Origin of the sequence: Dongia sp., from assembly GCF_041918875.1 — a bacterium.
In the GTDB taxonomy this organism is placed as follows: Bacteria; Pseudomonadota; Alphaproteobacteria; order Dongiales; family Dongiaceae; genus Dongia.
The window spans coordinates 75,178-97,264 of record NZ_JAYRUV010000004.1; the positions used below are offsets into that span (position 1 = coordinate 75,178).

At 62.3% G+C, this 22,087-nt stretch carries 23 protein-coding genes and 1 riboswitch; of the genes, 4 read left to right on the forward strand and 19 right to left on the reverse strand.

Annotation, left to right across the window (positions count from 1 at the left end; all coding sequences use genetic code 11):
• Window positions 1–6: 6 nt before the first annotated feature.
• The 7 genes from ACE3TY_RS05710 to ACE3TY_RS05740 all read right to left on the reverse strand — a co-directional run bounded on the left by ACE3TY_RS05710 (window position 7) and on the right by ACE3TY_RS05740 (window position 8,750).
• Entirely contained in the window at window positions 7–1,197 is a 1,191-nt protein-coding gene (locus ACE3TY_RS05710; protein ID WP_374651716.1) for a fumarylacetoacetate hydrolase family protein, read from the reverse strand.
• Window positions 1,198–1,224: 27 nt separating this feature from the next.
• Window positions 1,225–2,184, reverse strand: coding sequence for an ABC transporter permease (locus ACE3TY_RS05715; protein ID WP_374651718.1), 960 nt, complete (start codon window positions 2,182–2,184; stop codon window positions 1,225–1,227).
• On the reverse strand, window positions 2,181–3,119 hold the full coding sequence (locus ACE3TY_RS05720; protein WP_374651720.1) for an ABC transporter permease: 939 nt from the start codon (window positions 3,117–3,119) through the stop codon (window positions 2,181–2,183). Before ACE3TY_RS05720 ends, ACE3TY_RS05715 begins: the two co-directional genes overlap by 4 nt.
• Window positions 3,120–3,121: 2 nt before the next feature.
• Window positions 3,122–4,594 carry a sugar ABC transporter ATP-binding protein gene (locus tag ACE3TY_RS05725; RefSeq protein WP_374651722.1) on the reverse strand — a complete coding sequence of 491 codons (1,473 nt, stop codon included), beginning with the start codon at window positions 4,592–4,594 and terminating at the stop codon, window positions 3,122–3,124.
• 2 nt (window positions 4,595–4,596) lie between these two features.
• Window positions 4,597–5,610: an ABC transporter substrate-binding protein gene (locus ACE3TY_RS05730; protein WP_374651724.1), complete on the reverse strand. Its 1,014-nt coding sequence runs from the start codon at window positions 5,608–5,610 to the stop codon at window positions 4,597–4,599.
• A gap of 84 nt (window positions 5,611–5,694) precedes the next feature.
• A complete protein-coding gene (locus tag ACE3TY_RS05735; protein WP_374651725.1) occupies window positions 5,695–6,462 on the reverse strand; it encodes a FadR/GntR family transcriptional regulator in 768 nt (255 codons plus the stop codon).
• A 158-nt stretch (window positions 6,463–6,620) separates the two neighbouring features.
• Complete coding sequence (locus ACE3TY_RS05740; protein ID WP_374651727.1) at window positions 6,621–8,750, reverse strand: mechanosensitive ion channel family protein; 2,130 nt, start codon at window positions 8,748–8,750, stop codon at window positions 6,621–6,623.
• A gap of 187 nt (window positions 8,751–8,937) precedes the next feature.
• On the opposite strand from ACE3TY_RS05740, the gene ACE3TY_RS05745 reads away from it, so the two are divergent.
• Window positions 8,938–9,636 carry a pirin family protein gene (locus ACE3TY_RS05745; protein WP_374651729.1) on the forward strand — a complete coding sequence of 233 codons (699 nt, stop codon included), beginning with the start codon at window positions 8,938–8,940 and terminating at the stop codon, window positions 9,634–9,636.
• Window positions 9,637–9,727: 91 nt separating this feature from the next.
• Entirely contained in the window at window positions 9,728–10,888 is a 1,161-nt protein-coding gene (locus ACE3TY_RS05750; protein WP_374651731.1) for a murein L,D-transpeptidase, read from the forward strand.
• Between the two features lie 7 nt (window positions 10,889–10,895).
• Here the strand turns inward: ACE3TY_RS05750 and ACE3TY_RS05755 are convergent, their stop codons facing one another.
• On the reverse strand, window positions 10,896–11,393 hold the full coding sequence (locus tag ACE3TY_RS05755; RefSeq protein ID WP_374651733.1) for a host attachment protein: 498 nt from the start codon (window positions 11,391–11,393) through the stop codon (window positions 10,896–10,898).
• 143 nt (window positions 11,394–11,536) lie between these two features.
• On the opposite strand from ACE3TY_RS05755, the gene ACE3TY_RS05760 reads away from it, so the two are divergent.
• Window positions 11,537–12,064, forward strand: a complete 528-nt coding sequence (locus tag ACE3TY_RS05760) for an Hsp20/alpha crystallin family protein (protein WP_374651735.1) — start codon at window positions 11,537–11,539, stop codon at window positions 12,062–12,064.
• A 56-nt stretch (window positions 12,065–12,120) separates the two neighbouring features.
• Window positions 12,121–13,680 carry an AAA family ATPase gene (locus ACE3TY_RS05765; RefSeq protein WP_374651737.1) on the forward strand — a complete coding sequence of 520 codons (1,560 nt, stop codon included), beginning with the start codon at window positions 12,121–12,123 and terminating at the stop codon, window positions 13,678–13,680.
• Here the strand turns inward: ACE3TY_RS05765 and ACE3TY_RS05770 are convergent.
• The 11 genes from ACE3TY_RS05770 to ACE3TY_RS05820 form a co-directional block, all read right to left on the reverse strand.
• Entirely contained in the window at window positions 13,677–13,970 is a 294-nt protein-coding gene (locus ACE3TY_RS05770) for a hypothetical protein (RefSeq protein ID WP_374651739.1), read from the reverse strand. The two genes, ACE3TY_RS05765 and ACE3TY_RS05770, sit on opposite strands and share 4 nt — an antisense overlap.
• Before the next feature lie 97 nt (window positions 13,971–14,067).
• Window positions 14,068–14,724, reverse strand: coding sequence for a phosphoribosyltransferase (locus ACE3TY_RS05775; protein ID WP_374651741.1), 657 nt, complete (start codon window positions 14,722–14,724; stop codon window positions 14,068–14,070).
• Window positions 14,725–14,877: 153 nt separating this feature from the next.
• On the reverse strand, window positions 14,878–15,207 hold the full coding sequence (locus ACE3TY_RS05780) for a hypothetical protein (RefSeq protein WP_374651743.1): 330 nt from the start codon (window positions 15,205–15,207) through the stop codon (window positions 14,878–14,880).
• A 77-nt stretch (window positions 15,208–15,284) separates the two neighbouring features.
• Window positions 15,285–16,130 (reverse strand): energy-coupling factor ABC transporter ATP-binding protein, encoded by an 846-nt coding sequence (locus tag ACE3TY_RS05785; protein ID WP_374651745.1) that lies wholly within the window; start codon window positions 16,128–16,130, stop codon window positions 15,285–15,287.
• Window positions 16,130–16,873, reverse strand: a complete 744-nt coding sequence (locus ACE3TY_RS05790) for a CbiQ family ECF transporter T component (protein WP_374651747.1) — start codon at window positions 16,871–16,873, stop codon at window positions 16,130–16,132. Before ACE3TY_RS05790 ends, ACE3TY_RS05785 begins: the two co-directional genes overlap by 1 nt.
• Entirely contained in the window at window positions 16,854–17,165 is a 312-nt protein-coding gene (locus ACE3TY_RS05795) for an energy-coupling factor ABC transporter substrate-binding protein (protein WP_374651749.1), read from the reverse strand. The genes ACE3TY_RS05790 and ACE3TY_RS05795 overlap by 20 nt, the downstream gene beginning before the upstream one ends.
• The gene (locus ACE3TY_RS05800) at window positions 17,165–17,836 is read right to left on the reverse strand and encodes an energy-coupling factor ABC transporter permease (protein ID WP_374651751.1); all 672 of its coding nucleotides are present in this window, start codon (window positions 17,834–17,836) and stop codon (window positions 17,165–17,167) included. The genes ACE3TY_RS05795 and ACE3TY_RS05800 overlap by 1 nt, the downstream gene beginning before the upstream one ends.
• A 130-nt stretch (window positions 17,837–17,966) precedes the next feature.
• Window positions 17,967–18,179: riboswitch (cobalamin riboswitch) on the reverse strand.
• Between the two features lie 101 nt (window positions 18,180–18,280).
• Window positions 18,281–19,039, reverse strand: a complete 759-nt coding sequence (locus ACE3TY_RS05805; RefSeq protein ID WP_374651752.1) for a heme ABC transporter ATP-binding protein — start codon at window positions 19,037–19,039, stop codon at window positions 18,281–18,283.
• Window positions 19,033–20,112, reverse strand: a complete 1,080-nt coding sequence (locus ACE3TY_RS05810) for a FecCD family ABC transporter permease (RefSeq protein ID WP_374651753.1) — start codon at window positions 20,110–20,112, stop codon at window positions 19,033–19,035. The genes ACE3TY_RS05805 and ACE3TY_RS05810 overlap by 7 nt, the downstream gene beginning before the upstream one ends.
• The gene (locus ACE3TY_RS05815; protein ID WP_374651754.1) at window positions 20,109–21,011 is read right to left on the reverse strand and encodes a hemin ABC transporter substrate-binding protein; all 903 of its coding nucleotides are present in this window, start codon (window positions 21,009–21,011) and stop codon (window positions 20,109–20,111) included. The genes ACE3TY_RS05810 and ACE3TY_RS05815 overlap by 4 nt, the downstream gene beginning before the upstream one ends.
• Window positions 21,008–22,060, reverse strand: coding sequence for a hemin-degrading factor (locus ACE3TY_RS05820; RefSeq protein ID WP_374651756.1), 1,053 nt, complete (start codon window positions 22,058–22,060; stop codon window positions 21,008–21,010). Before ACE3TY_RS05820 ends, ACE3TY_RS05815 begins: the two co-directional genes overlap by 4 nt.
• Window positions 22,061–22,087: the final 27 nt, after the last annotated feature.

Here is a 22,087-nt window from a genome sequence, read left to right on the forward strand (position 1 = left end):
TCCTCGCTATCGGCCGAGCAATCCGCGTTGCGCCAGATTTTCCATCAATGCCCGCGTGCCGAATGTCCAGGGCTCGACCTCCGTCGTCAGCCGCACGCGGTTGACCAGGGCGCCAAGTTTCGGTGTAGTGATGGTCACGATATCGCCAATCTTGTGCGTGAAACCCATGCCTGGCGCACCGCGATCCTTGATTGGCGCGAACATCGTCCCGACATAGAGAACCAATCCATCCGGATATTGATGGTTTCGGCTCAAAGTTTGCTTGGCAAGATCGGTGACATCGCGGCTGATCTCACGCATCGACGATCTGTCGTCGAGCACGAATTGATCGAGACCCGTGACCTTCACGGACAAATCCGCCTGCCGCAACTCGTCGACCGTAAAGGTCTCGTCGAACAGACGGATGAACGGCCCAAGGGCCGCCGAAGCGTTATTGTCCTTGGCACGCCCCAGCAGCAAGGCCGAACGGCCTTCGAAATCGCGCAGGTTCACATCGTTGCCGAGCGTTGCCCCGACGATGCGCCCGGTCGGATCGATGACCAGCACCACCTCTGGCTCCGGATTGTTCCAGCTGGATTCCGGGTGAATGCCAATATCGGCACCGGTTCCCACCGCCGACATCGGTTGCGATTTGGTGAAGACTTCGGCATAGGGACCGATGCCGACTTCCAGATATTGCGACCACATGCCCCGGTCGATCAGCGCCTGTTTCAGTGTATCGGCTTCCACCGACCCTGGCTTGATACGCCGCAGGTCGCCGCCGATCTCCCTGGCAATCACCTGGCGGATTGCTTCGGCAGCGGTCGGATCGCCCTTGGCGCGCTCTTCGATCACACGCTCCAGCATGCTGGCCGCAAAGGTGACGCCGCACGCCTTGATCGCCTGCAGGTCCGTGGGCGCCAGCAGGTATGGCTTGGCCGCATCACGCCGCCCCGGCGGTGTATTGGCCAGGCACACATCGAGGCTGCAGACGATTGGGGCCTTTGCCGCCGCATTCCGCACCGCCTGCAGGGCATCGGGCTGTGCCAGCAGCGCCGCCATGGTCGGGAAGCTGCCGGACAGGTCCTTGATATCCCCACCGCTGACCAGTACGACGCCAGGCCCGGATGGATGGCCCGGCACCCAGGCGCGCCCGATCAACGTGCCGGCGGCACCGTCACTGGGCAGGACATTATTTGGCAAGAGCGAAATATCCATCGATTGTTCCTGAGGCTGTTCTATTAGCTAACGCTTCTGCGCGCCACCGCCGGCCAGAGTGATGACGCCGATGATGATCAGGCCGGTCATGATAAGACGCAAGCCGGCGCTGGCACCGAATGTATTCAGCATCGTGACCAAGAGATACATGAAAAGGGCGGCACCCCATATGCCCGGCACGTTCGCCTTGCCACCGGCTACAGAGGTGCCTCCGATGACGACGACGGCAATCGACGCCAGCAGGTATTCTTCGCCCATGTTGAGCGAGGAACCACCGGAAAACCCGGAAAGCAGCAGGCCGCTCAATGCAGCCAGAACCGCGCTGAGGAGATAGGTGATGAACCGCGTCCGCTCGACCGGAATACCGGCCAGCCAGGCAGCCCGCATATTCTGCCCGACGGCGAGCACCGAGCGGCCGTAATAGGTTCGCGCCAGAACGACGCCCATGCCCGCCGTGAAGACGATGCCGCAAATGGCCAGGATCGGCACGCCGGCGACCTCCGCCGTGGTGAAATCCGCTAAAGCCGGTGGGGGCTTTATGCGCAGGCCACGGCCATAGGCGATGGCTGTTGATTGCACGAGAAAACTGGCTGAAAGGGTTGCAATGATCGGCGGAATGCGCAGCAGTCGGATGAGGCCGTAATTGAATATCCCAACCGCCAGGCCGACACCGAGCGCCACGAGGAACCCGGCCAGGATCATGCCGTCCTGGGTATCCATGATTTTCGTCGTGATTGCCCCGGACAGCGCCATCGTCGCCGGGATCGAAAGATCGACATTGCCGGGGCCGGTGGTAATGACGAACATCTGCCCGGTGCCGACGATGATGGTGAAAGTAGCGAAGGAAAGTGCCGCCGTCAGCATCTGGCCCCCGCCATGCCCTCCGGTGAAGAGGATCGTCGCGATCCACACGGCCGCCGTTGCGACGAAGGACCAGATCCAGTCGCGGCTGCGCAGGAAATAGAGAAGGCTGCCAAGCGAGCTCATCGCCGTTCTCCCCGGCTGATGACGGCACGCAGGGCCAAGACGAGGATAAGGATCGCTCCCTGCGCTCCGATCTGCCAATCCGGCGAGATGCGCAGAAAGATAAGAAATGATCCCGTAAGGGTCAGCGTCAGCGCGCCAAGCACGGCACCGACTGGCGAGACCCGCCCGCCGACGAACTCCGCGCCGCCCAGAATTGCTCCGGCGATGGAGTAGAGCGTGTAACGGTCGGCGATATGAGCATCGCCCGATGTCGTCAGGCCGACCAACGACAGGCCGGACAGCACGCCGAAGAATCCGGCCATGGCGAACATCGTCATCTTGATGCGCAACATCGACCAGCCGGCGCGGGCCAGCGCCTTCGGATTGCCCCCCGCGCCACGCAGCACCGTGCCATAGGATGAATGCATCAGGCCCAGCTGCACGACGAGTGCGATCAGGCTGGTCGCGACGACGGGAAACGGAATGCCTGGCACTTTCAAACCCATCACGGCTTTGATCAGGTCCGGCGACTTGCCACCGGGTGTCGGCAGGATCAGGACCGCAATGCCAAGCCAGACAAAGGACATGCCGAGCGTTACGACAATCGACGGCAGGTCGCGCAACTGGATAAGCGCCCCGATGGCGGCATAGATCGCGATACAGGCCGCCAGCATTGCCAAACCCAGCGCGGGCATATCGTGAAGATAGGTGGCGCCGATACAGGCCACCAGCCCGACGAATGCACCGATCGACAGGTCGAGATCGTTCACCGTGATCACGAACATCTGCGCGAGGGTCGCCAGCGCGATCGGCACAGCATATTGCAGCATCAGATTGAGCCCGAAATAGCTCATCGCATTGGGCTGGATCGTGAAGATGGCGGCCAGCAAGGTGGCCAGCGACAGGGCCGGCAAGGCGCCGCGCAGAAGGCGCGCATTCAGCAGATGGGGCAGCATCGTTATGCCGCCACGTGGAAAGACGCACGCAAGATTCGTTCCTCGGTCAGGTCGGCGCGGAGAACGTCGTCGACGATTTGGCCGTTGCGGAAGACATAGACGTGATCGCAATGGCCAAGCTCATCTATTTCGGTCGTGTACCAGAGGAAGGTCCGCCCTGCTGCCGCCTCTTCGCGAATGAGACCGTATACTTCCAGCTTGGTGCCGACATCGACGCCGCGCATCGGATCGTCCATCAGGACGATTTCCGCATCCGACCCGAGCGCCCTGGCGAAAAGCGCCTTCTGCTGATTACCGCCGGACAGGGAGAGGATATTGTGCCCCATATCTGGTGTCTTGATGCGCATGCGCTTCTGCCAGGCGTCAGCCATCTCCGTGGCTACTTGGCTGTCGATCAATATGCGCTTGACCAATCGCCGCAGCGAGCCGACCGTTACATTCTCGGCAATCGACCAGAGCGGAAAAATGCCGTCGCTTTGGCGATCGCCGGCGATCAGGGCGACCGGCGCCGCCACTTTAGTCTCCGTATAGCGCTTCCCTGCATTGGCAAAGATTTGCAGCAGCATGCGCGTCTGGCCGTGACCGGCAAGGCCGGCAAGGCCGACGATCTCACCCCTATGTGCCGTGAGCTTGCGGTCGTCCATCTGCGCCGCGGGCCTGGCATCGACCATCGCTGGCGCCGACCGGCGAAAGCTGACTGCCGCGTCTCGCCTGGCTTCTTTCTTCTCGGCTACCGTACCCATCGCTGCCACCAGCGACTCGCGCGTGAAGCCGCCGGCATCGCGTGCCGCCACCACGGCACCATCTTTCATGACAACGATACGGCTGGCGCTGCCGAGGATTTCACCCAGCATGTGCGAAATGAGAATGACGCTGAGTCCTTCCTTCACCTGCTTGCGTACGAAGGTCAGCAGTTGCTCGGCCGTCATCGCATCCAGCGACGATGTGGGTTCGTCGAGGATGACCAGATGCAGCGGCTCGTCCATCACCGTAAAGGCCCTGGCGATTTCCACCATCTGCCGCCGGCCGATCGGCAGGTCGCCGACGATGTCGCCGGGCGCAATGTCATGCCCGGGAAAAATCTCGTCCAGTTTGGCGCCGATCAGATATGCCGCTCGCCTGCGCCAGCCAAAGCCCTTGAGTTTGCGGTGAAGGATCCGCGCATTCTCCGCCACCGTTAGGTTGGGACAGAGCGACAATTCCTGAAACACGCAGCGAATGCCGTGCCGGTGCGCCACGGCAACGCTGTACTGCGCCGACAGATCGACACCGCCGACGGCAATGGTTCCGCTATCTGGAACAAGCGTACCGGCAAGCGCCCCCATCAGGGTCGACTTGCCGGCACCATTGTGACCAACGAGGCCCAGGCACTCGCCGGCCGTCACGACAAGATCGACATCCGCCAAGGCACGCACGGCGCCATAGCTCTTGGCCACACCGGCCAGCTGGACGATCGCACTTGCAGTGCCGGCCACGCTTATTCGCCCACAATCACTTTCTGAGCATCATCGAGCGAGTACTCGACATTGGCGACGCCACCCTTCTCCGTCGTCTCGAGGCTCTTCTCAAGATCGGCCTGGTTGATCTGCAGGAAGGGAACCGTCAGATCCTTCGGCACTTCCTTGCCGTCGAGAATCTGCTGCGCTACCCAGAAAGCGAGCGTGGAGACGCCCGGCGCGATAGAAACCGACATGGTTTCATAGCCGTTCGCATCCTTTTGCTCCTTCCACCAGGCAAGTTCATCCTGGCGGTTGCCCATGATGATGAGCGGGGTCGGACGGCCGGCTGCCTTGAAGGCCTGCGCCGCACCATAGCCGTCACCGCCCTGGGTGACCACGGCCTTCACTTCCGGCAGAGATGGTAGAATGCCGGCCACCGCCTTTTGCGCGACTTCCTGCGCCCAATCGCCGTGAACCGAGCCCACGACCTTGAACTGGCTGTGCTTGGCAACGCCGGCTTCGATACCGGAATGGATCGCGTCGTCGACAAAGACACCAGCCAGGCCACGGATTTCCAACAAATTGCCACCATCCGGCATGCGCTCGGAGAGATAATCGAGCTGAATGGCACCCATCTGCTTGAAATCGACCGCGATACGCCAGGCACAGGGTTCTGTCACGATCCCGTCGAAGGAAACGACGATGATGCCGGCATCACATGCCTGCTTGACCGCACCGTTGAGCGCGTCGGGCGACGCGGCGTTGATGACGATCGCGTTATAGCCCTGCAGGATCAGATTCTGGATCTGCGCCGCCTGTTCGGTCACCTGGTTTTCCGACGTGGTGAAAGCCGACGCTTCCGCGACGACGCCTTCTTTCACCGCCTGGCCGGTCACCTTTTCCCAGCTCTTCAACATGGCCTGGCGCCAGGAATTGCCGGCATAATTGTTCGATAGAGCGATCTTGGCGGTCGACGTGTCGGCCAAGGCCGCACCGGCAGTGAGGCAGAGACCGATGGCGGCCACTGACAGCAGTTTCAAGCGCAAACTCATTGTCGTTCCTCCCGAGATATCGTTGGTCATCTTTTCACGGCAAAAGCTCGACCGGCGAGATGACGCCGCCAGTCCCTAGAGTCTTCAACCGGCGTCACTTTCCTGGCGCGCTCGGCGTCTGGCATCGCGTTTGGCCATATATTCATTAATGTCGCTCCATGCTTCGTCGATCAGCAGCGCCATGCCGTTCCGCGCCGACACCGCATCCTGTGCCTTGATCGCCAGCAGAACATCGCGGTGCCGGGGCAGCGATTCCGTCCGTGCTCCTTCGATCTGGCTAGTCAGCTTGAAACTGAACAGCAGTGCCGATTCAATGACGTGCCCGGTCGATGCTATGAACGGGTTATTGGTGGCCTCCAGAATTCCCTGGTGAAAGCGTAGATCGTGAACGATATGTTCCGGCGTATCCTCCGGGCAGCTTTCCATGCCGGCGAAGGACTGCGATATGCGCTCAATCTGCTCGGGTGTCGCGCGCTCGGCCGCCAGGGCCGCCGCCTCAGGCTCCAGAACCCGGCGCATTTCGGAAAGGTGAATCGCATACTGCTCCGCTTCGCGCGAGGCAAAGCTCCAATTCAGGATGTCCGGGTCGAGCATGTTCCATTGCTCGCGCCCGCGCACGCGGGTTCCGATCTTAGGTCGCGGATCGACCAGCCCTTTCGCCGCCAGAACCTTGATGGCCTCGCGCATGACCGGGCGACTTACCTTGAATTCGTCCGACAGTGCGTTTTCGCTGGGCAGAATGTCGCCCGGCATGAACACACCGCTCAGGATTCGTTCGCCGACCTCATTCAGAATCTGAGAATGGATGCTGCGGCGCACAAACGGGCGGCCGCCCTCGCGCTTGCTGAGCAAATCCTTGTCCTCCCGACAGTAACCCGGTCTTTTGCGGCCATGGGCGAAGACGTTTTTTAGTCGGCGCCGAGGTTTCGCCAAACCTCGCGCTTTTTTGTCATACAATATGTTTATTGCTCTCGGCACGGCTGAGTCAAGGCCGCGATAGGATACCGGGATCAGTTGTCGCCTTGCGGCGGCGCTGCCAAATCCAGAACCTGCTTTGCAGCCGCCGACGCCACATGTTCGCCGCCGCCCGCCACCTGAACGGTGGGCTGGGCGAAGTTGATGCCATTCTCATTGAAAATCTTGCGGATCATCGACAGCGCCTTGCGGCGGATGACGAACTGCTCACCGGGCTTCGTCATCATCTTCATGCGAATCTGGATCGCGTAGTCGCCGAACTGTTCAACTCCCTGCATCTTCAGGGTCTCGAGAATATTCGGGGCGAATTCCGGATTGGCAAGCAGTTCCTTACCCACTTCCTTGATCAGTTTGCGCGCCTTCTCCAGGTCGGTGTCATAGGTAACGCCGATGGTCAGCTTGTCGATCACCCAGTCGCGGCTCATATTTTGCACCGCACCCAGTTCGCCGAAGGGCACCGTGTAGAGCGGCCCGCGATGGTGGCGCAATTTGACTGAGCGCAAGCTGAAGGATTCCACGGTACCCTTATAGCTGCCGCTCTGGATGTATTCCCCCACCCGGAAAGCATCGTCGAGCAGGAAGAACATGCCGCTGATGATGTCCTTGACCAGGGTTTGCGCACCGAAACCGACCGCGACGCCGACGACACCGGCACCGGCTATCAGCGGGGCGATCTCGACCCCCATCGAAGAGAGGATCATCAGCAGGGCGATCACCATGATGACGATAAAGAGCACGTTGCGCAGGATCGGCAACAGGGTGCGCAAGCGCGCCTGCCGGCGCAAATCCTCACTGTCGGCATGAGCAGCCTGCCGGGCATCGCTCAACTTGACGTCGATAACGGCACGCAGGAAATGCCAAAGGAACTCCGCCACCAGGGCGATGACAATGGCACTGAGAATACCTCGGGTCAGCCTCGTGCTCAGCGTATCCTGCATTGTCATGGCGACCAGGTCGATATGCCACGCCTTGGCCAGCAACAATGCTGCCGCGATAATCAGCAACGCACGCAGACCACGTTCCAGCGAAACCTCGGCAACCCCGGGGGCACTTCCGTGCGCGGAAGTGGCGCCGGCCGGACGGAGTACATGATTAACCGCGTGGCGGGTTCCGCGGATCGCCGCCGGCAATCCCACCAATGCCACCGCCAGCCAGAATGTCGGCATTGCCGAAGCGACCCAAAGCAGCCATAGGAAGACAAAATAGACGCTCACAAGCCAGTTGACGAGGCGACGATGCTCATGATGGCTGGAACTCAACGCCGTCAGCGACACAGGTGGACGGCGCCAGACCGCCTCGATACCGATAGCCAGCAGCATCAATCCCAAGACATAGGCGATCAGCACGCGGGAACTGAAAGACAGGCCCAATGTGCCGAGAAGGCCGACCGTCACCCAGGCGATTGCCAACCAGCCGATGGCAAGGGCGATACGCCGGTACCAGAACCAGGCGGCACGCGTATTCATCGGCACCAGGCGGAACCTGTCGCCACCGGGGGCCAATGTGAAGCGGCCTACCACGAGCGCAATACGCAGGGCCAGGAAGGCACTGAGATAACCCAGCACGATCTCGCGCAGCAGCGGCGGCCAGGTAAACACCAGAAAGGCGCCGACACTGCCGATAGCAAAGGCAGAGACGAGGCCGAGACCGAAGCAGATCCGGATTCCGGCGGCCCGCAAACGCTCGCCGACGGTCTCGAGCGGAACGCCGACAATCCAGCGCTGCAAGTTCAGGGTCGCGCGCCGGAATAGCCATTCGAGCAGGAACCCCAACGCAAGGAAACCGAGGATAAGCGACCCAATCTGCAGGAGCCCCCGGCTTTCAAATTCCACCATCAGAATGTCGCATGCCCGGGCGAATTCGGCCGGAAGGTTGGGCACGGTGGCGATCAGGCCGGCAATGTGTCTCCGGATTTGCGCCAATCTGGTGTCTACATAGGAGCTTGGCGACATCTCCTCCGTCACCGGTTTCGCCGCGTCGGGTACCGCAGTGTCTCTTTGGGCGGCGACCCAATCTCGGATTGCGGGGTCGTCGAGCAGGCGGAGCAATTCCTGGACCTGCGCCGGCATGTTCACCTGCGGCAGGTCGCGCGATTGGGCGAAAACAGGCGCTGCGAAACAGATGATCCCCAGCAACCCAAACAGGATTCCGAGCCGACGCAACATGAATTCCCCCTGAGCTTCAATCTCTTAGCCCATGCTGCCCGTTTTTCCGGGCAAAGCCCAGCGTCATGGTTGGGCCTGATTCGGAAACAGTCCGTTTCGATCTTGCCTATTTCGGAAACGATCCCGCATCGCCATTTTCACTGAAGAAGCCAGCCACCATGAAGGCGGCCTAAAAAGAACTGAAACCATGATCGACTTGCGGCCTTTCAACTCGCTGGGGGTCGGCCACCATGGGTGGCTGGACGCCAAGCATCACTTTTCTTTTGCCGACTACTACGATCCCGACCGTATGGCTTGGGGCGCGCTCCGTGTTTGGAACGACGACACGATCGCTCCAAAGAGCGGCTTTCCACCCCACGGCCATGCCGACATGGAAATTATTACCTATGTCCGCGAAGGCGCCATCAGCCATCAGGACAGCGAAGGCAATCAGGGGCGGACCGAAGCCGGGGACGTTCAGGTCATGAGCGCTGGCACGGGTATCCGCCATGCAGAATACAATCTGGAAGACGAGCAGACACAGATCTTCCAGATCTGGATACTTCCCTCCAGCCGCGGCATCGCACCGAGCTGGGGCGCCAAGCCCTTTCCCAAGGGCGACCGTGCCGGGCGTTTCGTTACCTTGGCCAGCGGTTACGAAGCGGATATCGAGGCGCTCCCCATCCGCACCGACGCACGCGTTCTGGGTGCCACGCTGAAAGCCGGACAGTCGACGGAATACCTGTTGGGCAATGGCCGCCATGCTTACCTGGTGCCGGCCAAAGGCAGCATTGAAATCAATGGCGTCCGCGCCAATGCCCGCGACGGAATCGCCATCAAGGACGAAGCGCATCTGCGCATTAGCGCCCTGGAAGATACGGAGCTGGTGATGGTCGATTCCGTTTGAAGCGGCTGGTGCCGGCCGGATTGAGGCAGATCAATCCGCCAACAGATATCAGCGTGCCATTCTATCTACCGTTCGGGCAGAGCATGACGGAATGAAAGCCAGCCTGCGGAGACTTCGCACCTTCATCATCGCCCTGGCGGCGCTGGCCTCCAGCACCGCTTGCTCCGTCCCGTCTCCGGCACCTGATCTGCCGAAGGAAGAGACACCCGCTGCAATATCGGCCGAGACGGCCCAGCCGCCGGTCGCAACCACAGGGGCGTCATCCTCATCTTTCACCGACGCCACTCTATCGCCCCTGAACGAAGCGCTTGCCGCATACCGGCAAGCGGCGGCAGCCGGGGGCTGGCCGCACATGACCGCGCCCAGCAAACTGGAAGTCGGTGCTACCGGCACGGTCGTGCACAGTCTTCGGGTGCGCCTTGCGGCGAGCGGCGACCTGACCGGCCCCAGCGACGGCGACCGGTTCGATACGCAGCTCGCCGACGCCTTGCGCCGGTTCCAGCAGCGCCACGGTCTGCTCGACGACGCCATACTTGGCCCCAAGACCTTGGCGGCCCTCAATGTTCCGATCGAGGACAGGATCAGGACGCTCCAGACCAACCTCGCACGGCTGCAGGCCGAACGCAGGCAATGGGGCCAGCGCTACATCGTGGTCAACACGGCTGCGGCCATGTACCGGCTGGTCGAGGCTGGCGAAACCGTCTTTGAACGCCGTGTGATCGTCGGGCGGCCGAACTGGCCGACACCCCGCCTCGAAGGCCTTATCGACGAGATCGTCTTTCATCCCACCTGGACGGTACCGCCGCGCATTGCCAGGCTGGAATTGCTGCCCCGCATTCGCCGCGAGCCCGGCTATCTCGCGGCCCACAATATGCACGTCGTCGAGGGGCTGATCCGGCAAGCGGCTGGGCCGGACAATCCCCTGGGCAAGGTCAAATTCGTCTTTCCCAACGATGAGAGCATTTATCTTCATGACACGAACGCGCCGTCCCTCTTCGCGAAAGCGGACAGATTTCTCAGTCATGGCTGCATTCGCCTTTCCAACGCCGAAGAGCTGGTGCGGCACCTCCTCCGACAGGAGCCGGGCTGGAACGATGCGCTCATCTCAGAAAAGCTCGAGATGATGGCGACGGAAAGCGTGCTCCTCACCCATTCGATTCCAGTCCATATCGTCTACGACACGGCCTGGGTCGACGAGGACGGCACGGTCAACTTCCGCGACGACACCTATCGACGCGACTTGGGCAGGTAAAAGGCGATCAGCTTCCGCCGCGTGCCTTCTGGATCTGTGCGCCCAGCGGCCCAAGGCGCTTCAGCACTTCGGGTACTGACATCCAGGTCATGTCCGAATTGCGGCTCATGACGACCCGTTCGGCAAGGGCGACCGGGAGCGCGGCCTTCAAGGCGCTGTTGATTTTCACCGGCGCCACGATCACGAGCTGATCGAAACGGCTGCGGCTACCCTTCAGGTAGTCGGCCAGCCTTGCCACGAACAGATCCTTCTCATGCTGCTTCAGGGACACGCGCGGCTCAATGCCGTGACGGGCCGAACCGGAACTCTCCTGGGTCCGGGGCAGTCTCCCGGCTGCCAGTTTGCCGCCGGTCTGGCGCGCATCCGAATTAATGTCCAGGCGAACAGAAACACCGGCATGTGCCGTATCGCTTTCAAGAATACGAGCCTGTCCGCCATCCGCAACAATAACCCAGACCCTCTTATCTTTGCCACGCGCCGACTTAGCCGCCACAACCGATTTCATGCTTGCCTCCTGCAATGACACGGAATTGCTAAACCCTGTCCGCAATAGACCCATTGATACAGGTCAAAGACACCTCGCTTCCATTTCAGCAGACTCAACACGCAATTGGTTGAATAAGCTCCACAATATTCAGGAGAATGAGCATGGCAAATTCACCCAGGCAAATCGACGTCAAAAAATCCGCGCCGGCACCCAAGCCCAGTTCGGGCCCGCTGCACCCGTTCCAGTCCCTGCGCCAGCAGATCGACCGGGTTTTCGAGGATTTCGACCGTGGAACCTTTCCCGGCCGCTGGTTGAGTTCGACGCCTTTTGCACGCACGACAACGAGTTCCGGCACGATCCTCCCTGCCATCGACATTGCCGACGAAGACACCGCCTACAGAGTGACGGCCGAATTGCCCGGTATATCCGAGAAAGAGATTGAAGTGACCAAGCACGGCGATCTCCTTACCATCAAGGGCCAAAAGAAGGACGAGTGGGAAAAGAAAGGCAAAGGCTACTATATGGCTGAACGGCATTTCGGTTCCTTCGAGCGCTCGCTGCGCTTGCCTGGAACCGTCGACGACGCCAAGATAGATGCCAAGTTCGCCAATGGCGTCCTGACCGTGATCCTGCCTAAGAGCGCAGCGACGACACCCAAACCGAAGAAGATCGAGATCAAAGGCGGCTGAAACGGAGTGGCGCCGCGTGGCCACCGCGGCGCCATTGCCAAGGAGAAAGTTGCCGCATGAGCAGCACGGACGCCCAATCCGTCGTCATTGACTTCCTATCGCTGCCATCCAGCTATCCGAGCTCTTCCACCGATCCCGTCGGGTCGGTCGAGACGATCACAACCCATGCCTCGGTCATCTTTCTGGCCGGCGCGCGCGCCTATAAGCTGAAGCGTGCCGTCAAATACAGTTACCTTGACTATGGCAGCGTGTCGACACGGGAAGGCGCCTGCCGCGCCGAACTGACCCTCAACCGGCGAACGGCGCCCTCCCTCTATCTCGATGTTGTCCCCGTCACCCGCGAACCCTCGGGCGCGTTTGCGCTTGACGGAAAAGGTACTGTGCTGGACTGGGTCGTGGTTATGCGCCGCTTCCCCCAGGAGCATCTCTTCAGCTATCTGGCCGATCATAGGATGCTCTCGATCCCGATTCTTCTCGCCCTGACCGACCGCGTCGCCGCCTTTCACGAGGGCGCTGAGATCCGGCAGGATCAAGGCGGTGCGGCAGGCATTGCCGCCGTCATTGCGATCAACGACGAGAACCTGCGCCGAACGCTCGCCGACACGGTCCCCGTCGCGCGGATCGATGAATTGCGGGACCGGACCCGGACCACCACCATGCGGCTTGACGACCTGCTGGAGCGGCGGCGCAGGGGCGGTCGCGTACGCCAGTGCCATGGCGATCTGCACCTTGGCAACATCTGCCTTATCGATGGCGAGCCGACCTTGTTCGATTGTATCGAGTTCAGCGATCTGATCGCCTGCACGGATGTGCTCTACGATCTCGCATTCCTGTTGATGGATCTGCGCTTCAGGAACATGAACGAAGCATGCGGCCTTGTCTTCAACCGGTATCTGGACCTCACCCAGGATGACGATGGCGTGGCGTTGTTGCCGTTCTTCATCTCCCTCCGGGCCTCCGTCCGCGCCCATGTGACCGCGGCAGCGGCCGATGCGGCAAGCGAGGCCGATCGCATTCGGCTCCTGGCTAAGGCCGGCGACTATATGCGCCACGCGCTCGACGCACTGGCGCCACAGGTACCGCGTCTCATCGCCATCGGCGGACTGAGCGGGAGCGGCAAATCGAGCGTTGCCGCAGCTATCGCCGGCGATGTCGGCCAGGCACCCGGCGCAAGGGTGGTGCGAAGCGACATCGTCCGCAAACAGCTCTTCGCCGTGGCACCCGAACAACGCCTTCCGGCCGAAGCATATCGGCCCGACGTGAATGAAGAAGTATATCGCGGTTTACTGTCGCGCACCGAAGCCACGCTGGCGGGTGGACAAAGCGCGATCATCGATGCCGTTTCGGCCCGGCCCGCGGAGCGCGCGGCCATGAAGCATCTGGCAGACCGGCAAGGGGCCGTTTTCGAAGGGATATGGCTCACGACGGACGCCGATCGGCTGCGAACGCGCATTGCCGCGCGCCGGCACGACGCTTCGGATGCGACTGTGGCAGTGGTTGAACGCCAGCTCGGCTACGATCTGGGAAAAATCGACTGGCACCGGCTCGACGCTGGGCGTTCTATAGGCGAGGTGATCGCCGATGCACGGCGCCTTCTCGGCCTGCCGGCTGCCTAACGGGGAGACTGGGAATCGGCATTTCCGGCCAGCGCTGCCTTGTCCCCGTTCCACAGGCTGTCCCGCTGCCGCACCGCCGCTTCTTCCGCCGACAGGTTCCGATGACCCTTGGCTGTCAGCTTGTATCCGCCGCGACCGGGTTCAATCAGTCCCATAATACGCAACTCATCAAGGCACATGCCGTCCATCGGCACATGGCCAGGGTTGAGCAGCAGTCCGCGCAAGGCTGTTACATGCTTGCGGGCGAGTTCAACTTCGTCCTTCGTCGGACCGGTCGTGACGGTATCCATGCCTTGGCCTCCATAAGCTTCTGCGGCCAAGCCCAATCATCCCGCCGGTCGATGGTTCCGCCTTACTTCCTGAAAATTTCCCCGTTTATGGAATGGCTTACAGCTTTTTATCTTCCTGCATCTCGCGTGCGGCGGCGAGAATGGCAACCGCCTCCTGGTCGCTGACCTGCGAGAAGTCCCGATAAAAGCTACCGACCGCATCGAAGCCGGCCGGCGTCTCCAGGCAAATGAGTTCATCGACCTCGCGGCTGAGATCCGTCTTTGTATCCGCCGGCGCAACCGGGACCGCCAGCACCAGCCGCTTCGGATCCTGCCGACGCAAGGCACGGATGGCTGCGCGCGCTGTAGCCCCTGTCGCCAGGCCATCGTCGACGATGATCGCTGTCCTACCCGTTGCCGGAATCTGCTTCCGCCCCGCCAGATATGTCCGGCGGCGGCGTTCGATTTCCTGCAACTCGACGGCGGCAGCGGCTTTCAACGCTTCTTCAGTTGGCTCAAGCCCGCCCAGATCGTTCAACACGATCTCCGGATACGCACCATCGACGACGGCGCCCAAGGCTAGTTCGGGCTGGAATGGCGCCCGGATCTTGCGCACGAGGATGACATCCAATGGGCAACCGAGGCGCTTGGCCACAGCAAACCCGACCGGGAGGCCGCCACGCGGCAAGGCGTACACGACCGGCTGCTCGGCTGCGAATTTCGCCAGACATTCTGCGAGCTTCTGCCCGGCTTCGTTGCGATCCGCGAATATCATACTGCCGCTCCACCGAGCTCATGCCGTCAGACCCAGGCGGGGCAATGATGCACGTCGGATTGAGGAGCGAAACTGATCTGGATCAAAATCAAGAAGACGGCCGCCGCTGGTGCGGCGACCGCTCTTTCCTTCAATCGGTCTGCAACAATTATCTTAATTGGTGCTGCCGTTCGTCGAAGCACCTCCGCCGTCAGGGAAATTCTCATCGCTTGGAGCATTGCCGGATTCCTCATCCTCGGGCGTCTCTGTATCCCCGGGCGTTTCTGTCGTGTCATCGCCCGATCCCGTCGGCAAATCCTCCAGATTGTTGGTCTTGTTCTGGTTCACGCAATTCGACGATCCCTGAATGCATGCGGCATTCGGTTGAGTCGTCGTGGTCGTATCGCTATCCGACTTGTCTTGTGACTCCGCTTCCTGTGCATAGGCCGCCCCGATCGACAGCGCCAGCACGGCGGCCGTGCTGAGGATAAGCTTCTTCATCATCGGTTACCTCCATCGGCAAGTGACGGTAACCAACCAATCGAAGGCAGCGGTCGATGTTCCTCCGAATTGAGCAGCAGCTAATCGCCGATCCGAGAGACGAGCGCTTCTATCTCACTTAGAATTCCGTGGCGTTGGCGCGATATCGGCAGCGGCCTCGCGGCACCGACTTTCGACCGGCGCAGCAATTCTCCGATCTCCCACAGCAAGGGCGGCGTTAGCCGCAGCCGCGAGAGAAGGTCACGATCCACAAAGACCGCTTCCGGATCGCCGGCCGCGGCAATTCGACCCTCGCCGAAGATCAGGATACGGTCGGCCCAGGCATAGGCCGCATCCATATCGTGCGTCGCCATGACGATTGCCGTCCCGGCCTGCGACACATTCCCCAGCGCCGACATCAACTGTCCGACACCGTCCGGATCGAGGCCGGCACTCGGCTCATCCAGCAGCAAATAGCGCGGCTCCATCGCCAAAATTCCGGCAATCGCCACCCGCTTGCGCTGACCGAAGCTCAGCATATGCGTCGGCCGGTCGGCAAGATCCACGACCTGCATCGCTTCCAGCGCCGCAGTGACACGCTGGGCGACCATGGCTTCGCCAAGATCCAGGTTGGATGGGCCGAAGGAGACATCTTCGAACACGCTGGCGGCGAAAAGCTGGTCGTCGGGGTCCTGTAGGACCATGCCCACCCTCTGCCGCAAGTGCCGCAAACCGCCACGGTCATAGCGAACCGGCTGGCCATCGAGCTGAAGCGCTCCGCCGGCTGGCCGCAGGGTGCCGTTGAGGACGTTCAGCAGGGTCGTCTTGCCGGCACCGTTGGCGCCGAGCAGCGCCACTTTCTCGCCAGGCCGGATAGCGATGTTGACAGCGGACAAGGCGGTGATGCCGCCGGGATAGGCATAGTCGGCATCGATGAGTTCGAGCATCAGACGAGCACCATGCCGGCCGCGCCGAGACCGAAAAACAAGGCCGCCGATGCTGCCAGCCGCCCGACATGCGCGGGCCGCTCGCGCACGACGAATCTCAGTTCACCCGTATAGCCGCGCGCAGCCATGCCGGCTTCAAGGCGCCGCGCGCGCGACAATACTCGCGGCAATAGATTGGCAAGCAGCAATCCACTGGAGCGCAGGCTGCGCCGGTAGTCGACGAACCCAAGCCTGTTTGCTTGTGACCGACGTGTGCCTTCCAGGCAGTCGAGGGTCAGCCACACGAAGCGGAACATCATCAGGGCGATATCGCCGAGTTCAGCACTCAGCCCCGTCCGGCGCAGCAGGCGCAGCAGGTCGGTGAGCGGTGTCGTGAGTGCCAGGAACAGCAATCCCATGACACCCGCCAGGCTCCGCAGCGCAATAAACCCCGCCCCCGCAAAAGCGGCGGCGGAAATCCCTACCCGCGGCACGAAGGAAGCGAACTCCACCGTCATCACCTGTGCGATGGTGCCGGCCAGGATGAATCCGACCGGCACGCTGGCAGCCAGCCCAATATCGCGCAGCGGGATGCCGGCACCCAAGCGCATCGTCGTCAGCAAGATGACGATGATGGACATCTGCACGATCCAGGATGCAGAGCAAAGAGCCAGCACGATGGCGCCGAACGAGAAGACGACCTTCTCCAGCGCAGCCGTTTGCCGCCAGCGATTGGTCTGGGCGTTACGATCGACGAGTCGCACGATCCGCCGCGTCGCCACGGGCCTCGGCGATTCCGCGCCGGCGCCCAAAGTAATATCCCAGCAATCCGGCGCCGAGCGCTGCCTGCAGGGCAAAGAGCAGGCTCTCGATTTCGCTGCTCGGCGGTTCCCACAGCGGCGTGACCCAGGGCTGGTAATCCGGGTGCGCCTGGTTGATCAGCGTCTCGGCCTGCCCGTCCGAGCCGGTGAACGCGGCGTCCGTGCCATGATAGGCGAGAGGTGCGACGGCCAGGCCTGCGACGGCGGCCAGCAACAGCAGATTGCGCTTCCACATCAGGCGATCCTCCGCTCGACATTCTGCAGCACGGCGAGTTCGCCGCTGCTGTACTTGGAAAGCAGATTCCAAACGACGACCGTCAGCAAGCCCTCGCTGATGGCCAGCGGCACCTGGGTGATGGCAAAGACGCCGAGGAATTTTGCCGTCGCTCCGCCGATGCCGCCAACGGCATCCGGAAAGGCGATGGCAAGCTGGAGCGATGTCATGGCATAGGTGGCGAGATCGCCCAGCGTTGCCGCCATGAAGATGGCAAAGGCCGACACCAATCCGATGCCGCGCATGCCCTTGAAGATTCCATAAGCCAGGAACGGCCCGACGATGCCCATCGAAAAGATATTGGCGCCCAGGGTCGTGAGGCCGCCATGGGCCAGCAGCAACGCCTGAAACAACAAGACGATGGCGCTGAGCACCGTCGTCACGAATGGACCGAACAAAGCCGCGGCCAGCCCGGTGCCGGTCGGGTGCGAGCAACTGCCGGTAACGGAAGGCAGCTTCAAGGCCGACAGGATGAAGACATAAGCGCCCGACGCGGCCAGCAGCATCTTCACTTCCGGATGTGCCCGAACGACCCGCTTGATGCGGTAGGCGCCGTAGGCCACAAACGGTGCCGATGCAAGACCCCAGCCGACAGCATGGCTCGCCGGCAAATAACCTTCCATAATATGCATGTACCCTCCGATGCATCTGGTCGTTGCCATGCCGGGTTCGGCACCAGCTGCATTGAGGCCAACTGCATTGAGGGTGGGGGCATCGCGGTCAACGATTGCGCCCGGCCCCACAGCACCCCGCTGGGTCGCCAAATCCTGGCACGCCGATGGCAGGTCTCCTGACTCGCGGGTCTGACGCGCCATGCCTGCCTTCCCGGTTGCCCAGTGGCATGTCGGCATCGCGCTATCCGCTTACAGTTGCGGGGGCAGCCACGGTTTTGGCCCCGATTGGGTCGTCCGCACCGTGTTCCCTATTAATCCCCTGGAATTCATCCGTCGGGGAACCATCGCCGGGCAATCTACGCCCGGCCCTCGCATCCCGTCAACGTCGCCCAGCGGCATCTTATGACGGAAACAGGACATCCGTGCACATCGCCCAGGGGACACTCAGCCACTCCAAAGAGCTTATCGAAACAGGATGACCGGCGCGCCGTCACTGGCCGTCGTCATATCGACCTCGGCGGCATAGGCCTCTTCCAGGAGGCGCGGCTTGAGCACATCCGCCGGAGGCCCGTCGGCCAGCAACCTTCCCCGATGCAGGAGCAATACGTGATCGGCAAACCGCACGGCGTCATTGAGGTCATGAAGTGCCAGCAGCACACCGATTCCCGAACCTGCCAGCTCCCGCAGCACCCGCATGACGCTGAGGCGGTGCCCAGGATCCAGGCTTGCCGTCGGTTCATCCAGGAACAGCAGCCGCTCGTCCAGGCTTGGGCCAGGGCGCCAAACCTGGGCAATCACCCGCGCCAACTGAACCCGCTGCCGCTCCCCGCCCGACAGGCGATGATAAAAGCGGCCGCGCAGATGGTTGGCCTGAGTCAGGCGCAACGCGGCTTCGATGGCACCGTCTGCCACATATTCTCCATAAGGGGCGCGGCCGAGCGCTACGAGATCGTCCACCTTGATATCGAAAGCAACGTCGCTGGCCTGCGGCAGATAGCCTCGCTTGCGCGCAAGTTCCTGCGGCCGCCACGCGTCGATCGGCCTTCCGGCGAAAACGACGCTGCCGGAATCGGCACTCTTCCTGCCCGACAGCACATCCAGCAAGGTCGATTTGCCAGCGCCGTTCGCGCCGATCACGGTGGTAACACAGGCCGCTTTGACGTCCAGCGATATCCCATTCAAGCCACCGGCACGCCGGACGATGTTCTCCGCGGTCAGCATCGGAAGGCCCGCCGATGCCGCCCGAGCAGCAAGGCGATGAAGACCGGCGCACCGATCAGGCTGGTCACCACGCCGATCGGCAACTCCGCCGGCGCGATCACCACGCGACAGAGCGTGTCGGCGAGAACCAGCAGCAGGGCGCCTGTCAGAGAGGACCCGATCAGTAATTGCCGGTGCATCGGCCCCAGCACGACCCGCGCTATATGCGGCGCGATGATGCCCACAAAGCCAATGAGACCGGTAAAGGAGACGGCGGCACCCACACCGGCCGCGACCAGTAGCACCAGGGCCCGCTTGGTCGTCTCGACACGGAACCCCAGGCAATAAGCTTCAACCTCGCCCAGCATCATTCCGTCAAGGACGCGCGCGCCGAGGAGCCCGGCCGCGACCGCGATCAGGCTTACCGGCACGACGATGGCGACACTTCCCCACCCCGCCCCCCCAAGGCTGCCGAGCGACCAGAAGGTGATGGAGCGCAATTGCGCGTCGTCGCTGATAACGGTGAGCAGACCGATGCCCGCAAAGACGACCGAGTTCACGGCCGTCCCCGCCAGGAGCATTGTCGCGACATCCGTCCGCCCATCGCGGATCGAAAGCCGGCGAACGATGGTGACGGCCAACAGGCCGCCGCAGAACGAGACCAGCGGCATGGCAAGATAATGGAGACTGCCGGCATGGCCGACCAGCGCTCCCCCAAAGACGATGAAGGCAGCAGCGGCCAAGGCGGCTCCGCTGGAGACGCCGATCAGCCCCGGATCGGCCAGCGGATTGCGGAACAGGCCTTGCATCAACGCACCGCCCGCCGCCAGCATGGCACCGACACCGGCCGCCATGATCGCCCGCGGCAGCCGCAGATCGAGCACGACGCGCAGGGTCATCGTGTCCACGACGGCCGGATCGACCAGGCCAAGCCCCGCCGCCAGCGCCCGCGCAACTTCCAAGGGGCCAAAAAGCGACGGACCGATCAGCAGCGCCAGGACAACTCCACCAACCAACGCAACGGACAGTGCCGGCAGGATCGCCGCCCGTACGGACACGGCGTCGCGCCGGCTGGCTAGCGTAACATCGCTCATGTCCCGACCCAGGGCCGGGCCGGAAGGGACGGGATCAGCGCCTGCGGGTGCAGCGCTGCGGCAAGATCGCGGCCCGCATGCGCGGTACGCGGGCCAAAGCCCAGCAGATAATCGCCATTCATCCCGACAATCCGCCCCTTCGCGGTCGCATCCAGACTGGCCAGGGCCGGCAGCGCACCGACCTCGGCCATGCCGCCCAGCTCATCCACCGACTGCTGCATCATCAGGATGAAATCCGGATTTGCGGTCATGGCGGATTCCGGCGAGACGGTCTGATAACCCGAAGCTGCGCCGAAGGCGTTGATGCCGCCAGCCAGCCGGATCATGTCGTCGGCTCCCGTGCCGACCCCGGCGCCGCGCAGGCCGTTAGTCCCGGCGTTGAGCAGGAAAAGAACGCTTGGCCGGTCGCTGAGCTTTTCCACCGTACCTCGCAGCGCCTTGAGATCGTCCACATAGGCCGTGGCGATTTCGCCGGCCCGCTCGACGGCGCCCACCGCCCGGCCGACGAAGGCGGTCTTCGCCGCAACCGTCTCCGCACCTGGCTTATCGGGGAACTGCTCGAAATCGACGCCCATGCCCTTCAATTGATTGACGACGTTCGGCGGCCCAGCGTCGCGATCGGCCAGGATCAGATCGGGTTGCATCGACAGGATGCCTTCCGTGGCAAGCGCACGGAGATATCCGACCTTGGGCAGGCGATCGGTCCGCTCGAACGGATAAAGGCTGGTCGTGTCGACCGCCACGACTTCGTCCCCATGGCCCAAGGCGAAGACGATCTCGGTCATCGCCCCGCCGATCGTGACGATGCGTCGCTTCGCTTCTGCGCGGGCCAGCGTCGGGGGCAGCGCCAGCACGGCCATGCCGCCCAGCAGCAGATTGCGGCGGGCGATCTGCATCATGCCGCTCCGGTGGCGAGGCCTTCGGCCAGCTCTCGCCAGGCACCGAGCTCCGGTTCGCCCGGCTTGCGTTTGCCAAAGAAACTGCCGATACGCCCGCCGGCGGGATTGAACAGCTCGACCGACGTCACGGTCCCGTCCGCGGTCGGCTTCCGGACCAGCCAGGTTTCCGCGATCCGGTCCTCGCGCAGATGCAGGTTGAACTCCGCATCCAGCACATTGAGCCAATCGCCGACCCGCTCGATCCGCTGCACCGGTCCGGTATGGATCTGGATGATGCCTGGATTGCCGACGAACACCATGATCGGCACTTCGCGCGCTGCCGCGCGGGTCAGCAGCTCATGTGTGCCGCTGCCTTCCAGCCGGGTTGTGAAGCGGCCCTCAGCCAGGCGGAATGCGTCGGTCGGCTCGATCCTGTGCCGCCGCAGGAAGCCGAAGAATTCGTGCGTGTCCTGCATCGCCGCCCATTCATCAAGGAAGGCCGCCCTATCGACTTCGTGTTGCTTGGGGCTGCCATTCCGGTCTGCCGGCTTGATATCGGGAAGCGGCGCAACGCCCGGCATGGCATGATCGCCGACGAGCTGCGCCCATGCGGCAAGATCGGTCGACGCTTCGGCGTAGATCTTGTGAACCGCCGTGCCGCTGCTGTCGAATATCTGCAGGCTGCGTTGCAGCCCCTTGCGACCGGCTTCTTCCACCGCGAAGGCATAGCGCCAGTGATTGAGGAAGATGCGCAGATCGATATCCGGCCCCAGCACGAGCCCGACATGTCCGTCGAAACTCGCCTGTTCATAAGCGCCCCGACGCTCATGGACCGCTTCCTCGTTCCGCGTCAGGGCCATGACTCGGCCAAGCTTGGGGAACTGCGAAAAGAGCGCCTTCCAATCGTCTGTCAACCGGACCGTGCCCTGCCCCAACGCGCTGGCAACAAGCTCCGCCTCGCTCACCTTGAGCTTTTCGGCCGCATCGCGGTTGCGCAAATGCGGATTGGCTTGGCGCAAGGCCGCCCATTTGCTGGCGAGATCAATTTGGAAGCTGGTGCTTGGTTGCATGGTCGTTTCCTTGTCACGAAAGAAGCC